Annotated in this window: 16 protein-coding genes; all 16 read left to right on the top strand. The window is 48.4% G+C overall.

All coding sequences use genetic code 11. The features are described from left to right. The first annotated feature begins 1 nt into the window (after nucleotide 1). The 16 genes from ARB69_RS11580 (at nucleotide 2) to ARB69_RS11505 (ending at nucleotide 15,875) form a co-directional block, all read left to right on the top strand. Nucleotides 2–1,918 carry a YgiQ family radical SAM protein gene (locus ARB69_RS11580; RefSeq protein ID WP_055153269.1) on the top strand — a complete coding sequence of 639 codons (1,917 nt, stop codon included), beginning with the start codon at nucleotides 2–4 and terminating at the stop codon, nucleotides 1,916–1,918. A gap of 16 nt (nucleotides 1,919–1,934) precedes the next feature. Further along, nucleotides 1,935–2,702: an SDR family NAD(P)-dependent oxidoreductase gene (locus ARB69_RS11575; RefSeq protein ID WP_050642329.1), complete on the top strand. Its 768-nt coding sequence runs from the start codon at nucleotides 1,935–1,937 to the stop codon at nucleotides 2,700–2,702. A 13-nt stretch (nucleotides 2,703–2,715) separates the two neighbouring features. Further along, nucleotides 2,716–3,294, top strand: a complete 579-nt coding sequence (locus tag ARB69_RS11570; protein WP_055153226.1) for a hypothetical protein — start codon at nucleotides 2,716–2,718, stop codon at nucleotides 3,292–3,294. Between the two features lie 15 nt (nucleotides 3,295–3,309). Further along, nucleotides 3,310–4,305 (top strand): RluA family pseudouridine synthase, encoded by a 996-nt coding sequence (locus tag ARB69_RS11565; RefSeq protein WP_055153224.1) that lies wholly within the window; start codon nucleotides 3,310–3,312, stop codon nucleotides 4,303–4,305. Next, nucleotides 4,306–4,839 carry a Holliday junction resolvase RecU gene (locus tag ARB69_RS11560; RefSeq protein WP_050642326.1) on the top strand — a complete coding sequence of 178 codons (534 nt, stop codon included), beginning with the start codon at nucleotides 4,306–4,308 and terminating at the stop codon, nucleotides 4,837–4,839. Nucleotides 4,840–4,914: 75 nt separating this feature from the next. Beyond that, nucleotides 4,915–6,165, top strand: coding sequence for an ATP phosphoribosyltransferase regulatory subunit (gene hisZ, locus ARB69_RS11555; RefSeq protein ID WP_050642325.1), 1,251 nt, complete (start codon nucleotides 4,915–4,917; stop codon nucleotides 6,163–6,165). 10 nt (nucleotides 6,166–6,175) lie between these two features. Next, nucleotides 6,176–6,820, top strand: coding sequence for an ATP phosphoribosyltransferase (gene hisG, locus ARB69_RS11550; protein ID WP_050642787.1), 645 nt, complete (start codon nucleotides 6,176–6,178; stop codon nucleotides 6,818–6,820). A 2-nt stretch (nucleotides 6,821–6,822) separates the two neighbouring features. Then, nucleotides 6,823–8,118: a histidinol dehydrogenase gene (gene hisD / locus ARB69_RS11545; protein ID WP_055153222.1), complete on the top strand. Its 1,296-nt coding sequence runs from the start codon at nucleotides 6,823–6,825 to the stop codon at nucleotides 8,116–8,118. Between the two features lie 24 nt (nucleotides 8,119–8,142). After that, entirely contained in the window at nucleotides 8,143–8,733 is a 591-nt protein-coding gene (gene hisB, locus ARB69_RS11540) for an imidazoleglycerol-phosphate dehydratase HisB (RefSeq protein ID WP_050642323.1), read from the top strand. A gap of 14 nt (nucleotides 8,734–8,747) precedes the next feature. Next, nucleotides 8,748–10,031 carry a bifunctional phosphoribosyl-AMP cyclohydrolase/phosphoribosyl-ATP diphosphatase HisIE gene (hisIE, locus tag ARB69_RS11535; RefSeq protein WP_050642322.1) on the top strand — a complete coding sequence of 428 codons (1,284 nt, stop codon included), beginning with the start codon at nucleotides 8,748–8,750 and terminating at the stop codon, nucleotides 10,029–10,031. 142 nt (nucleotides 10,032–10,173) lie between these two features. Then, nucleotides 10,174–10,485, top strand: coding sequence for a hypothetical protein (locus ARB69_RS11530; protein ID WP_050642321.1), 312 nt, complete (start codon nucleotides 10,174–10,176; stop codon nucleotides 10,483–10,485). A gap of 107 nt (nucleotides 10,486–10,592) precedes the next feature. Beyond that, nucleotides 10,593–10,928, top strand: a complete 336-nt coding sequence (locus ARB69_RS11525) for a hypothetical protein (RefSeq protein ID WP_050642320.1) — start codon at nucleotides 10,593–10,595, stop codon at nucleotides 10,926–10,928. After that, entirely contained in the window at nucleotides 10,928–11,263 is a 336-nt protein-coding gene (locus tag ARB69_RS27385; RefSeq protein WP_174518408.1) for a virulence associated protein D, read from the top strand. Before ARB69_RS11525 ends, ARB69_RS27385 begins: the two co-directional genes overlap by 1 nt. 177 nt (nucleotides 11,264–11,440) lie before the next feature. Further along, on the top strand, nucleotides 11,441–13,351 hold the full coding sequence (locus ARB69_RS11515) for a MerR family transcriptional regulator (protein WP_055153220.1): 1,911 nt from the start codon (nucleotides 11,441–11,443) through the stop codon (nucleotides 13,349–13,351). Between the two features lie 9 nt (nucleotides 13,352–13,360). Continuing rightward, the gene (locus tag ARB69_RS11510; protein ID WP_050642318.1) at nucleotides 13,361–14,038 is read left to right on the top strand and encodes an ABC transporter ATP-binding protein; all 678 of its coding nucleotides are present in this window, start codon (nucleotides 13,361–13,363) and stop codon (nucleotides 14,036–14,038) included. Nucleotides 14,039–14,051: 13 nt separating this feature from the next. Further along, nucleotides 14,052–15,875 carry an FtsX-like permease family protein gene (locus tag ARB69_RS11505; protein WP_055153218.1) on the top strand — a complete coding sequence of 608 codons (1,824 nt, stop codon included), beginning with the start codon at nucleotides 14,052–14,054 and terminating at the stop codon, nucleotides 15,873–15,875. The last annotated feature ends 42 nt before the right edge of the window (nucleotides 15,876–15,917 follow it).

Genomic DNA, 15,917 nt, shown 5'->3' with positions numbered 1-15,917 from the left:
GATGAATCAGGGTTTTTTACCGTTATGCAGAAAAGAGATGCTGGAAAGAGGATGGGACCGCGCGGACTTTGTCTATGTGACAGGGGATGCGTATGTGGACCACCCTTCTTTCGGGCCGGCTATTATCAGCCGCATGCTGGAGGCGCATGGCTACCGGGTGTGCCTGATCTCCCAGCCGGACTGGAAAGATCCGGGGAGCATTGCCGAGTATGGAGAGCCGAGGCTTGGGTTTCTGGTGTCAGCCGGCAATATGGACTCCATGGTCAACCATTACACCGTCTCCAAAAAGCGGCGCCGCCAGGATGCTTACACACCGGGCGGGGAGATGGGGAAACGGCCGGATTATGCGGCGGTCGTTTATGGCAACCTGATCCGCCGGACGTACAAGCATACGCCCGTTATTCTGGGAGGGATTGAAGCCAGCCTGCGGAGGCTGGGACATTATGATTACTGGTCCGGCAGGGTGAAACGCTCCGTCCTGCTGGACTCCGGTGCGGATATCATCTCATATGGAATGGGCGAGCGCTCGGTGTTAGAGATTGCAGAAGCCCTTGAGGCGGGAATTGCCGTATCTGACCTGACCTATGTGGACGGGACGGTGGTGAAGGTGAAAGACCCGGACTCCATCTACGATGCGGTTATGCTTCCTACCTTTCAGGAGATCTCGGAAAAGAAGGAGGTTTATGCCCGGAGCTTTTATATCCAGTATCAGAATACCGATCCATTTTCAGGAAAGCGGCTTGCCGAACCCTATGGAGATAAAATGTTTCTCGTGCAGAATCCGCCGGCAAAACCACTGAGTCAGACAGAGATGGATGATATCTACGCGCTGCCCTTTATGCGTACCTGGCATCCGGCCTATGAGAAAGCAGGAGGTGTGCCGGCCCTCTCGGAGATCAAATTCAGTCTGACCAGCAGCCGCGGCTGCTTTGGGGGATGCAGTTTCTGTGCCCTGACCTTCCATCAGGGACGGATTATCCAGGCCAGGAGCCATGAATCGCTGCTTGAGGAGGCCAAAATCCTCACAGAACAGCCGGATTTCAAGGGGTATATCCATGATGTAGGCGGTCCTACAGCGAATTTCAGGCAGCCGTCCTGCAGCAAGCAGCTGCAGTATGGAGTCTGCAGGGAAAGACAGTGCCTGTTTCCGCATCCCTGTAAGAATCTGCGGGCGGACCACAGGGATTATGTAGATCTTTTGAGAAAATTAAGAGAGATCCCCAGAGTAAAGAAAGTGTTCATACGGTCAGGCATCCGGTTTGATTATCTGCTTGCCGATCGGGACCGGACATTTTTAAGGGAACTCTGCGAACATCATGTGAGCGGACAGCTGAAAGTGGCTCCGGAGCATGTGGCGGATGAAGTGCTGGAAAAAATGGGAAAACCGGAACATAAGGTGTACGAGGAGTTCACCCGGATCTACGGGGACATGAACCAAAAGCTTGGAAAAAAGCAGTTTCTGGTTCCTTATCTGATGTCTTCCCATCCCGGCTCGGATATGAAGGCCGCCGTAGAGCTCGCCGAATACTGCCGGGATCTGGGGTATATGCCGGAACAGGTCCAGGATTTTTATCCCACACCGTCCACGATATCCACCTGTATGTATTATACCGGACTGGACCCGCGGACGATGAAGCCTGTATACGTGCCGAAAAATTCCCATGAGAAAGCGCTTCAGCGGGCGCTGATCCAATACCGCAATCCGGAAAACTACGACCTCGTTATGGAGGCGCTGAAAAAGGCAGGCAGGATGGATCTGGTCGGTTTTGGGGAAAAATGCCTGATCCGGCCGCGCAGATTTGCGAAAGAAAGGGCTTTTGCCGGGGAGAATGGCAGAAAAAAGACAGAGATCAAGAAAAAAGCATCGGTTAAGAAAAAAGCAATCAGAAATGTTCATAAAAAGAAAAAAATAGAATAAAAAGAAGGTGTGTAGATTGAGAATTGCAATAGTAAGCGGCGCCTCATCGGGAATGGGCCGGGAATTTGTGAAACAGCTGCCCTGGTTCTACCGGGAGCTGGACGAGATCTGGATCACTGCCAGAAGGAAGGGAAGACTTATTTCTCTGGCAAAGACAAGCAGAATTCCATGCAGGATTTTCGAGGGAAACCTGCTCGAAGACAAGGTTTACAGTGAGATACTGGATGCACTTGAGAAAGAAAAACCGGATGTGCGAATGCTGGTGAATGCCGCAGGTTTCGGCAAAATGGGAACGGCTGAAGAGATCGCCGAAAGAGAGCCTGAGGCACAGCAAGAGATGATTGATCTGAACTGCCGTGCACTCACCCGTCTTACCATGACCTGCCTGCCGTTCCTTACACGGGGAAGCCGGATTGTGAATCTGGCGTCCGCAGCTGCCTTTTGCCCGCAGCCCTATTTTGCGGTCTACGCGGCGACGAAGTCCTATGTACTCAGTTTCTCACAGGCATTGGGTGCAGAGCTTTTAAAGGACGGCATCTATGTGACCGCAGTCTGCCCCGGGCCAGTGGACACGGAATTTTTTGACGTATCCGGCAGGCTTCCGCATAAATGGAAGGACGCGGTTATGGCTGCCCCGGCAAAGGTGGTGCATCAGGCGCTGATCGATTCCAGGAGGAAAAAGCCGGTATCTGTCTATGGAATGGCGATGAAAGCAGCGGATCTGGGAGCAAAGCTTCTGCCGCACAATATGATTATAAAATTAGAGAGCATGGGAAAAGACTAAGGAGAACTACAATATGACTAAGGTGATAAAAGGAGAGCCGGGATATCTGGATTATAAGAAAAAAGCAGAGATTATCCGGACCGTGATTTATTTTGCACTGGTGGCTGCTATTTTCATTTTGGGTTACAGCCAGGCGCATACGAGACTGAATCTGATGACCGTTGTCGCTGTATTGGGGTGCCTCCCGGCGTCCAAGGCGCTGGTGGGTGTCATTACCCGATTTCCCTATCCGTCTATTGCAGTCATCCGTGCAGATGAGATTAAGGCAAAGACCGGCAACATAACGGCAGTCTATGACATGATCATTACAAGCCGGGAAAAAGTGATGCCGGTGGACTGCATTGTGATTTCCGGAAATACGATCTTCGGATATACGAACAGCGAAAAAGTGGATGTAAAATACGCAGCGACTCATATAAAAAGCATCCTGAACCAGAATCATTTTCCGGATGTCTCGGTGAAAATCCTGAATAATTATACCGCTTTTCTGGCAAGGGCTGAAGGTCTCAATTCGATAGCCGCTGTGGAAAAAGGGGATACAAAAGAGATGGAAAGACAGATCAAACAGGTAATATTGAATATATCCATGTAGAAAGGACTCAGTTTTATGCAGCAGATAACAGTCGGTGACAATGAAGCGGGACAGAGGCTGGATAAGCTTCTGGCCAAGTATCTCAGGGAGGCCCCGAAAAGCTTTTTATATAAGATGCTGCGGAAAAAGAATATTACTCTGAACGGGAAAAAAGCTTCCGGCAGTGAGAAGCTTTTCAAAGGCGACGAGATCAAATTGTTTCTTGCAGATGAGACCATTGCCAAATTTGCCGGGGATGCAGGGCTTCCTGCAGAGAGACACATGAATAAAGAATCCAGCCATGCTGTGCGTCTGGATATCCTCTATGAGGACAGCAATATCCTGCTGATTAATAAACCCGCCGGAATGCTTTCACAGAAGGCTCAGGACACGGATGTCTCACTGGTGGAGTATCTGCATGACTATCTGCTGCAGAGCGGGGCTTTGACAGGGGATGAGATGCGAACATTCCGCCCCTCTGTCTGTAACCGGCTTGACCGGAACACGAGCGGCATAGTAGCCGCCGGGAAAAGCCTGCAGGGCCTGCAGGAGCTGAGCCGCCTTTTTAAGGACCGGACACTGGGCAAATATTATCTCTGCCTTGTACAAGGGGAAGTGAAAGAGCGCTCCCGGATCTGCGGTTTTCTGAAAAAAGACGAAAAAAGCAATCAGGTCCGCATAACAGACTCGCCTGAAGCAGGAAGCGCGGCAATTGAGACAGAATTCTGCCCCCTCAAATCTAAGGGCGGCGTGACGCTGCTGGAGGTACACCTGATTACCGGGAAGACCCACCAGATCCGCGCTCATCTTGCTTCTGCCGGGTATCCGATCCTGGGAGACTACAAGTATGGCGGCAGAAAGCTGGGTGACAGGTACAAAAATGCATACGGGCTGAACCACCAGCTGCTCCACGCATACAGGATCACATTTCCGGCACTGGAAGGGCCGCTAAGCGTTCTGTCGGGAAAGGAATTTCGGGCCCCGCTTCCCGGAGAGTTTCAAAAAATAGCAAAGGATAAGGGTGTTTTATAGATGGCTACCTGGAATTCAAGGGGGCTTCGCGGCTCCACACTGGAGGATCTGGTGAACCGCACCAACGAACGGTATGAGGAGATGGGGCTTGCGCTGATCCAGAAGATACCGACCCCCATCACTCCGGTAAGGATAGACAAAGAGCATCGCCACATTACGCTGGCATATTTTGAAAAGATCAGTACAGTCGATTATATCGGGGCTGTGCAGGGAATTCCGGTCTGCTTCGATGCAAAGGAGTGTGCTGCGGATACTTTCCCGCTGCAGAATGTGCATGAACATCAGATGAATTTTATGGAAAAGTTTGAGAAGCAGGGAGGTATCTCCTTTTTGATTATATATTACAGCAGTTACCATGAACTCTACTATATGCGTTTTAAAGAGATAAAGCGATACTGGCAGCGCGCCGCAGAGGGCGGGCGGAAGAGCTTTCGTTATGAGGAACTGGATCCGGCTTACTTCATGGAACTGAAAAATAATTGTTTCGTCCCGTACCTGGATTACATACAAAAGGATTTGGATACCAGGGATTGACAATCAGGGAGAAACTGCGTATAATTTACAGGGTGATTTAACGAATTAGCACGATAAAGTGAGAGGGCAGGAAATATGGAACAGAAATTACATACACCTGAAGGCGTCAGGGATATTTATAATACAGAATGCAGGAAGAAGCTCAGAACACAGGAAAAGCTCCATGATGTCCTGCACGCATACGGATATCAGGACATTCAGACACCGACTTTCGAATACTTCGATGTGTTTCGAAAAGAGATCGGAACGATATCTTCGAGAGAACTCTATAAATTTTTTGACAGGGACGGCAATACACTGGCACTGCGCCCGGACATCACGCCGTCCATAGCCCGGGCGGCAGCAACACTGTTCGAGACGGAAGAATACCCCGTCCGGCTCTGCTATATGGGCAATACATTTATCAACCATTCCAGCTATCAGGGCCGGCTGAAGGAAAATACCCAGATGGGGGCGGAGCTGATCGGCATGGATTCCATCGAGGCGGATGCAGAGATGCTTGCCATGGTTGTAGACGGGCTGAAAAAGGTAGGGCTTAAGGAATTTCAGGTCAATATCGGCCATGTGGACTTCATACAGAGCCTGATGGATGCTACAGGACTGGAAGAGGAACAAAAGTCAGAGATTCACGACCTGATCATAAACAGAAATTATTTTGGAGTGGAAGAGATCCTGGACAACCAGGATGCAGCGGACAACATTAAGGCTGCATTCCAGGTGCTTTCTGAGCTGATGGGCGGTGTAGAGATTCTGGACCAGGCTATGGAGATAGCGCCGAACATCAGCGCAAAGCTTGCCGTATCCTATCTCCAGCAGTTATATAAGCTGCTGACCCTTTACGGTGTGGAGGACCACATCACATTTGACCTGAGCATGAGCGGGAGCTACGGGTATTATACCGGAGTTGTTTTCCGTGCATATACATACGGTACCGGCGATGCCATTGTGAGAGGCGGACGCTATGATAACCTTCTGGGAAAATTCGGAGAGAATACGCCGTCGATCGGCTTTGCGATCATCATAGATGAGCTGATGAGCGCCCTGAGCCGCCAGAAGATCCCGGTGGAAACCAGGGAGATGAACATGATTGTTTACACGGAGGCTACGCAGAAGTGGGCTATTTCGCTTGCAAAGAACTTCCGTTCCAAGGGCAAGTGCGTGGAGATACACAAGCGGGATAAGCAGGAAAGCAGGGAAGCCTATGAAGCATATGGAAAACGGACACAGGCCGTGAGTATGCTGTATCTGAACGAGGATCTGACGATTGAGATGGTGAATCTGCGTACAGGGGACGAGAAGCTGATAAATGCAAGGAAAAAGAGATAGAGGAGCAGACATGAGATATTTAACTTTTGCCCTTACAAAAGGGCGTTTGGCCAATAAAACGCTGGAAATGCTGGAAATGCTGGGAATTACATGCGAGGAGATGAAGGATAAAAGCTCCAGGAAGCTGATCTTTGTCAATGAGGAGCTGAAGCTGAAGTTTTTCCTGGCAAAGGGCCCCGATGTCCCCACCTATGTAGAGTATGGGGCGGCCGATATCGGTGTGGTCGGCAAGGATACGATCGTGGAGGAAGGACGCAAGGTGCACGAGGTACTGGATCTGGGATTCGGCAAGTGCAGAATGTGCGTATGCGGGCTTGAGGAGGCCAGGGAACTGCTCCGGCATCATGAGCTGATCCGCGTGGCAACCAAGTACCCTAATATTGCAAAAGATTATTTTTATAATAAAAAACATCAGACAGTTGAGATCATAAAAATGAATGGTTCTATCGAGCTGGCGCCTATTGTAGGGCTGTCAGAAGTGATTGTGGATATCGTGGAGACTGGATCTACTCTGAAAGAGAACGGACTGGTGGTATTGGAGGAAGTGTGTCCTCTTTCTGCCAGGATGATCGTAAATCCGGTCAGTATGCGCATGGAAAATGACAGGATTAAGGAGCTGATCGTGAATCTGAGAAAGCTCTTACAGGAGGGATAAAAATGCGAATTGAAAAATTAGATGAAAGTACGAAAAAAAATCTGCTGGAAGACCTTTTAAAACGCAGCCCCAATAACTACGGAAAGTATGAGTCCAGCGTCCGCGAGATACTGGATGCGGTGAAAGAAAAAGGGGACGAAGCAGTCTTTTCCTATACAAAGAAGTTTGACGGAGCAGAAATCCATGCGCAGAATGTGCTCGTCACAGAGGCGGAGGTAGCGGAAGCCTATGCCCAGGTGGATGCCTCTTTGCTTGAGATCATACGTAAATCTTTGAAAAATATCGAGTCCTACCATGCAAAGCAGATGCAGTACAGCTGGTTTGACAGCAAGCCTGACGGGACGATGCTCGGACAGAAGGTGACCGCTCTCCGGAGAGTAGGGGTATATGTTCCGGGCGGGACGGCTGTGTATCCGTCCTCGGTACTGATGAATATCATGCCGGCCAAGGTGGCGGGCGTGGATGAAATTATCATGGCCACCCCTCCGGGAAAAGACGGCAGGGTGAATCCGACCACCCTGGTTGCCGCCAAAGAGGCGGGAGCAGACGCCGTATATAAGGTGGGAGGAGCCCAGGCGATTGCGGCACTGGCCTATGGGACGGAAAGCATTCCCAAAGTGGACAAGATTGTAGGCCCGGGAAATATATACGTAGCCCTGGCCAAAAAGGCCGTCTACGGATATGTAAGTATTGATTCCATTGCAGGCCCCAGTGAGATTCTTGTTCTGGCGGACGAGACGGCCAACCCGAGATATGTGGCTGCAGACCTGCTCTCCCAGGCGGAGCATGACGAGCTTGCATCGGCCATTCTGGTGACAACCAGCAGAGAACTGGCAGAAAACGTCTCTTTACAGATCGATGGGTTTGTGAGAGAATTGTCCAGGAGAGAGATCATACAGAAATCTCTCGATAATTATGGGCATATCCTGGTGGCGGAGACGATGGAAGATGCGATAGATGCGGCAAATGAGATCGCTTCAGAACATCTGGAGATCGTGACCGCAGACCCCTTTAACGTGATGACGAAGATCCGCAATGCGGGCGCTATTTTTATAGGAGAATACAGCAGCGAACCCCTGGGAGATTATTTTGCAGGGCCGAACCATGTCCTGCCGACAAACGGTACGGCCAAGTTCTTTTCCCCTCTGTCCGTGGATGATTTTCTGAAGAAATCGAGCATCATTTCTTATTCAAAGGAAGCTTTGGAGGCGGTACACCTGGATGTCGAACGTTTTGCGGAGGCGGAACAGCTGACTGCGCATGCGAATTCGATAAAGGTACGTTTTGAAGAATCATAAACAGGATGAAAATGGGAGGGATGTATGATGGACAGGACAGGCAGCTGCATGAGAAAAACAAAGGAAACAGAGATTAACCTGACAATTTGTCTGGACGGAAAAGGGCGCAACAGCATTGATACGGGAATTGCCTTTTTTGACCATATGCTGGACGGTTTTGCGAGACACGGCCTGTTTGACCTGGAAGTAGAGGTTAAGGGGGATCTGGAAGTGGACTGTCATCATACGGTGGAGGACACCGGTATCGTGCTGGGACAGGCAATCGCCAAGGCCCTTGGAGATAAAGCGGGAATCAAGCGCTACGGCAGTTTTATGCTTCCCATGGATGAGACGCTTGCTTTGTGTGCGGTGGATCTTTCAGGACGCCCGTATCTGAACTACCAGGCCGGATTTACGGTGGAGAAGATCGGCGGGCTGGATACGGAAATGGTGAAGGAGTTTTTTTATGCGGTTTCATACAGTGCAGCAATGAACCTGCATCTGAAAATTCTGGACGGAGGCAACAACCATCATATGGCGGAGGCCCTGTTCAAAGCGTTTGGTAAAGCACTGGATGCGGCTACCATGGAAGAGCCGAGAATGAAAGAGGTTTGGTCTACAAAGGGCAGCCTGTAAAGGAGAGTGGATAAATGAGTTATAAGAGATTGACCCCCTGTATATTTATTGACGGAGGGAAAGCTGTAAAATGGTTTGATGATAGAGAAGTGATCGCGGACGATGTGGTGTCCCTTGCAAGGCATTACGGGGATATGGGGGCGGATGAGCTGATCATATTTGATCTGTCCAATTCCGATGAGGAGCACGAGGAATCCATTGACCTGATGAAAAGGATTAACCGCGTCATCAGCATTCCGATGGTGGCCGGCGGCAATATCCGCAGACAGGAGGATGTAAAGAAGATTCTCTATGCGGGTGCAAAACGCGCCATGCTGAACTTTTCCAAGCACCTTTCCATTGACCTGATTGAGGACGTATCCAAACGATTCGGCAAAGAAAGAATCGCGGTGTCCCTGAATGATTTTGACGCCCTGTTCAAACAGCAGCATCTGATCGAAGAGTACAGTACGGAGATCATTTTCATGCACAGGCTGGACCTGAATTCGGTTATGAATGTGACGCAGATTCCGTGTGTTGTCGTAACGGATACGATGGAACAGGACGAGATCCTTAAAATATTGAAGTGCGACGGCGTGAAAGGGGTATCGGGACTGTTTATCAGTCAGGATGATATGGATTTTAATGCCTTTAAAAATGTCTGTGCTGCCGAAGGGATCCGGATGACGTCTTTTGAAAGCATGATGGATTTTTCCGAGTTTAAACTGAATTCAGACGGGCTGCTGCCTGTCATTGTGCAGGATTATAAAACGAATGAGGTCCTGATGATGGCGTATATGGATGAAGAGGCCTTTGACCATACGGTCAAGTCCGGCAGGATGACATATTTTAGCAGAAGCAGGAAAAAACAGTGGGTAAAGGGCGAGACATCCGGCCATTACCAGTATGTAAAGACGATGACGATTGACTGTGATAAGGACACACTGCTTGCCAAGGTAGAACAGGTCGGAGCGGCCTGCCATACCGGAAACAGCACCTGTTTCTTCCAGCCGATTGTAGGCAGTGATTACGACGGGAAGAACCCGCTTCAGGTATTTGAATCCGTCTATTCAACAATTATGGACAGAAAAGAGAATCCGAAAGAAGGTTCTTATACCAATTATCTTTTCGATAAGGGGATTGATAAGATCCTGAAAAAGATTGGAGAAGAAGCGACAGAGCTTGTGATTGCGGCTAAGAATCCAAATCCCGAGGAGATCAAATACGAAATGTCTGATTTTCTGTACCATGCGATGGTCCTTATGGTGGAACGGGGAATTACCTGGGATGATATAACAAACGAGCTTGCGGACAGATAACGTGATTTGTTCTATAGCACTCCGGGACAGAGAGTTCTAACTGTTTTTGGCAGGGCATATGATATGGTAGACATATCATATGCCCTTTTCTGTACGCCCAAAGGGCAGCTTAACAGGAAATCCAAAAGGAGGTACATAGATTATGAATGAATCAGAAGAAAGACGCCGCCAGCTTCTAAGGCAGACCAGAAGGCTTTACAATGAGGACAGCTTTATTCCCGCTGTGCACCCCAGGTATGGACATATTTACCATGACCTGTATGACGATGCAGAAGAAAGGCCTAAAAGCAGCTTTTTCTTCCGTCTGACGCTGGGCGTCTTATGCTTTGTTTGTTATGTCTGGATCGATTACGGCAAAGTGAATGTAGCAAATGTAAGCAGCGATAAAATCGTAAACCAGATCGAAAAGCAGATGGATCTCAAAGATATTCAGGCAGTGTGGAAGAAGCTGTAGGGGACGTGAGCCATTAGAGCGTTAATTCAAAAATGCAGTGGAATTTTCTCTTCAAGTCGGATATAATGAGTATACCAAAGATTATTTAGAGGACAGAGGAGGCTGCTATGCTGAAATTAGAAATAAAAATGGATGAAAAAAAGATTGCTGCTGACCAGAAATATCAGGTGGAAAGTATTTATCAGGCAGTTGAGCAGGCGTTTTCCAGATATGGACTGAATAAGGCACAGCAACCAGATGGGACATTATGCTTTACCGGAAATGGGAATCCGAAAGATTATGGTGCTTTCGGATGTATTATTACATCTTTAAGAGAAAAAGTTTGGTTTATGGAATATGTAACAAAATGGGTCTGGTACAACAGCGATGATGGAGAAAATGAAGAAGATTTTGCCGTTGAGGATGTACTGTATCATTATACAAAGAGACTGAGTGTGGCATAATGGCAAGAAAAGAAGCAAAACACTTAAAGGCATTATATTTTGATCTGCGGGTTAATGATCTTAAAAAATATTTTTCAGCAAGCAACCCCAATGGTGCTTATACGAAGATACGAGATTACCTGGTAAAGAGAAACTTTTCCCATGAGCAATATTCAGGATATCATTCCAGATATAAGACAACGGATCTGGAAATTTTCGATTTGGTACGTGAGATGAGCAGGGAGCTTCCGTGGCTTGCTCTGTGCCTAAATCATTTTGAAGTAACCAATATCGGAGCTAATCACGATTTAATGATGTTGTTCGAAGAACCTGTATTGGAACCGGATATACTATAAGTATGTAATGAGAGAAATCAGGAGAATCGTCACTAAAACAAGTGGCGATTTTTAATTTGTTGAAATTTAGCGAAGAAAAGTTATAAAAGACTTGACTGTATACCTGCTATACACCCTAATATAGATACATAAAGATATTTCAGATTATAGAATGTAAGCAGATGAGGGGGTGGATTTTTGAATACGAAACAAGCGGAGGAACTGACCGGAATATCCAGACAGAATATTCGCTACTATGAGCGGCAGGGGCTGCTGGAACCTGCAAGGGAAACCGGCAATGCATACAGGGATTATTCGGAGGAAGATATACGGCGTCTGAAGCTGATTAAGATGCTGAGGATGCTGGATATGCCCCTGAAAGAGATCGAAAATATATTGAAGGAAGAGCTTCCCCTGAAGGAGGCTGTTGTACGCCAGCAGGAAAATCTGCTGAAGCAGCAGAAACAGCTGCAGGCGGCGATTGAAGTCTGCACGAGTATCCATAAGGATCAATCGGATCAGGTGGACGTGGATGCTTATCTTGAAAAAATGGAAACCATGTCCCGAAACGGAAGCGTATTCGCAAAGATTGCGGACGATTACAAGCGGGTGGCCATGGAAGAACAGCAGCGGAGATTTTCATTTAATGCAGATGAAGCCGTGAACACAGCAGGTATGTTTGAGGCTGTACTGCGTAAATATGCATCAGACCGCGGGATGAAGTTTCAGATGGTAAAATCCGGAATGTACCCTAAATTCACGCTGGACGGAACCGTCTATACGGCTGCCAGAGTGCTGGAGGACAGTGAGGAGACAAGGGAAGCGTCAACACGGATACTTTGTATAAGGGAAAATGAAGAGTCTATCAAGAAAGAAATCCCGGACAAGAGAAGGAGTTTTTATCAGGCAATACACACAATTCTGGTAAATATACGGCGTCACTACAAAAAAAGTATCCTCAATATCCTGATCAGCCTGCTGACGGTTATTGTAATGGCTCTTTATCTGGGCAATCTGACCAGTACAAAACAACAGCTCGATGAATTGCCGGAAAGGCTCCCTATATCGGTACAGATCTGGAATGTGAGCGGGGATTCCAATTCGGGCCTGTTCATACAGCCGCGGGTTCTCGATGCGGTTTACGGATCCTCATACACAAAAGAGATTGTGGAAGGGGCAAAGCTTTTGGGGCGCCTTCCGCAGGAGAATGCCGAAAACTTACAAGATTTCTGGGTTCAGGGATTGAACCGCCCGGAATGTATTGAGGGCCTGGAAGAGGAAGATGTCAAGTGGAGCAAAGGCTGGGATTGGGATACTTTTCAGAAAAGCCAGGATGTCTGTATCGTGAATCAATCATCCATAGATAAAGAACTTGGGAGCCGGCTCCCCCTTTCACTGCAGCACTACCAGCTGCTGCTTTCCGGAACAGGATTAGAAATAAAGGATCTCCGGCCGGTAAGTATGGAAGTCGTCGGAATCTGGGATTCCAGCGGAACCGATGAAGAGGTAACTGTGCCGGATATTTTATTCCCTCTGGATGCTGTAAAAGAGATTTATAAGCAGAGTGGCCAGACATATTTTGCCTCTTCCCTGTCCTTTCTGGTAAAAGATTCCATGAAGCTCAATGAATTAAAACAGGAATTAAAGGACGCCGGGCTTCAGACGGTGGTTCCGGGCTCGACTTTCTCTTATGCCGGGGCCGGGGTCAGGGTAGATGATGTGATCTTTATCCGGTCGGTCACTAGTCTGGAAAAAAGCCTGTCTCTGCTGCAGGGATTTCTGCCCTTTGTCCTTCTTGTAGTGATTATGGTGGGGTATATCGTATCCCACTTGCTGCTTCAGGGCAGACGGGAGGAGTACGCGATTATGCGGGCGCTTGGAACGAGCAGACGGCGGTGTACGGTACTGTTTTTTGTGGAACATATTCTGCTGGCTGCGGCAGGCGGCGCTGTGGGAGCAGCTGCAGGGTTGATATTGCGGTGGGCCGGCATGGGAGCAATTGCGCTTGTCTGGCTTGTGTTTTTGGTCTGCTATATACTGGGCGCGTCGGCTGCCATGTGGATGTTTGGAAGATTCAGCGTTGCAGCTGTGTTATCACACAGAGATTGAGAGGGAGATATGGAACGGATTAAAGTAGAAGATGTAAGTTATTCTTATCAGAATAAATTTCAGACAATTGAGGCGGTAAAACGGATATCCTGCACGTTTGAATCCGGTAACATGTATGCGGTTACAGGAGAATCAGGAAGCGGAAAAAGTACTTTTCTATCCCTGCTTGCCGGACTTGACCATCCCAGGGAAGGGAGAATCCTGGTGGACGGCGAAAATCTGGCGGAAATGGACCGGGATGCATACAGACGGAAGGAAGTGTCCGTGGTATATCAGGCCTTTCATTTATTTCCTCTGCTGACCGCCTGGGAGAATGTTATGTATCCGCTGGAGCTCCAGGGAATTCCACGCAAAACGGCAAAAGAGAAGGCGGCCCTGTGCCTGGAAGAAGTAGGTCTGGAAGAAAAGATCCTGAACCAATATCCGCGTATGATGAGCGGAGGGGAGCAGCAGAGAGTGGCAATTGCAAGAGCTATGGCTGCCGGAGGGAGAATTCTGCTGGCAGATGAGCCGACAGGGAATCTGGACACGGAAAATGAAGAGAATATAGTCGAATTACTGCTTAGACTGGCACATGAGAAAGAATATGTAGTTATTATAGTTACACACAATTCTCGGATTGCAGACCAGGCGGATATCCGTATGACCATGAAGGACGGGAAAATGATATCGGTAGAAAAACAGTGAGGTGGTGTATGGCATGACATTTTATTACAGCATGAAACAAATGCTCCGCAGTCCCCTGAAGAGTTTTCTGTTTTTTCTTCTGATTGGTGTTTCGGCATTTTTCCTGGCACTGGGCGGAAACCTCTGGAACATGAGCAGAACGGCAATTCAGGAATTCGAAAAAATATTTACCACCATAGGAACTGTGGAGCAGGAGACAAAGGATAACGGGGTTTATGGGATATGGGATGCGGAAATGAAAGAGTATCAGTACTTTAACGCAAGAACCGCGGGGGAGCGAATCAAAGAGGAGGTGCTGGACTTTGAAGGCGCGGGGTATGTACATAAGCCAAGGCAGCGCCCCTATTTTGGAGCATATGTAGAGGAGCTTTATCAGGGAGTGGGGCGCACCTGGCTGCTCACCGTGGAGGTAACCCCCCTGAAAACAGAAACAGCGGATCATTCCGTCAAGATGCGCATTGTTAAGGTGCTGGAAGGCGCTGTCAATGAGGGGGATTATATCTATGTCTGCGAACACCAGAATCCGGAACCCAGAACGTTCGAGGCGGGAAAGACTTATGTTATGCAGCTTAATCAGTACGGTTTTACCCACGGTGTGGAAACAGAAAACAGCGATAGCGGGGAGATGGAAATGGAATATGTTCCTACAAATGGTACCCTATCAACACAATACACTCTCGATGGAGAAAGGATCTATGATCCTATAAATGAATCAGACGAATTTGATGAGGTGACGGAAGGGTTCTATGAAACAGAACGCGGAAAGCGGTGGCTGCTGGCGGGAAATATGCAGGACTATTTGGATCATGTCGTACCGGTTCAGCCCACAGACAGCACAAAGCTGCTGATGCCGTTTTATCAGGATGAGGTCGTTATCTCCGAGGGAAGGGATATCACAGAAGAGGAATATCAGGACGGCGCAAAGGTCTGTCTGATTCCCAGTACGCTGGCGATGCTGCTTCAGAAGTCCGTGGGGGACAAACTAACCCTGCCTCTGTTTTATGCCAATTATCGGGATGCACCGGTGGACAACTTTTCAACAAAGGGCGGCGGGTATGGGTTTTCCTTTATTAATGCACAGGGCCAGCCCTATTCCATATTCAACGAGCAGGAATATGAGATTGCGGGCATTTATACAATCAAAGATTACGGTACCGGTTCCCTTGGAATCGGCATGTATGAAGTGGTCATTCCCTGGAACGCAGTTCCCGAGAATTCCTGGAAAGATAACATCGTAGCCTATGGACGCATGCAGGTTGGCAACACGTCTTTCCAAATTCCAAACGGAACAATACAGCAATATCAGGAGCTATGGGAAAAACAAGGGGTAAAAGATCTGAAGATCACCTTTTATGACAAAGGTTATACCCAGCTCCGGGAAGGGATTGAAAAGCGAAAGATGATGTCATGGATATTCCTGGTCAGCGGAGGCGTCATGGCACTCATGATTTTACTGTTCTTTTCAAGTATGTTCATAACGGGACAACAGGAGAGGATTGCCGTGGAGCGCCTGCTTGGAAGAACGAAGGGGCAGTGTTCCAGATCTATTCTGACCGGAATACTTGTACTTGCGGCGGTTGGCAGCATAGCGGGATGGAAAGCTACAGGAGCAGCCGCCAAGAAGGCCGATGCGGCCACTGTATTCGATACGTCCTACAGCAATGTGACAACAAATGACACAGAGGCTGACATAGAGTGGGCAAGCCCCAGCATAGCATTGTCGGTTGGGACCGGGGGTGGTTTAATTCTGGCGGCGTTTATCATCTCGTCCTGCTATATGAAAGAAAACCTAAAAAAGGAGCCGCTGCAGCTTTTAGGGAAGATCGAAGATGTTTAATACGCTGAGTTGACGAGTTTCCATCTCGCCGGCAGATGAGTG

The sequence above is a fragment of the Faecalicatena contorta genome (assembly GCF_001404335.1).
In the GTDB taxonomy this organism is placed as follows: domain Bacteria; phylum Bacillota; class Clostridia; order Lachnospirales; family Lachnospiraceae; genus Faecalicatena; species Faecalicatena contortus_B.
The sequence above is the reverse complement of the archived record's forward strand: the minus strand, read 5'-3'. Positions and strand labels throughout refer to the sequence as shown.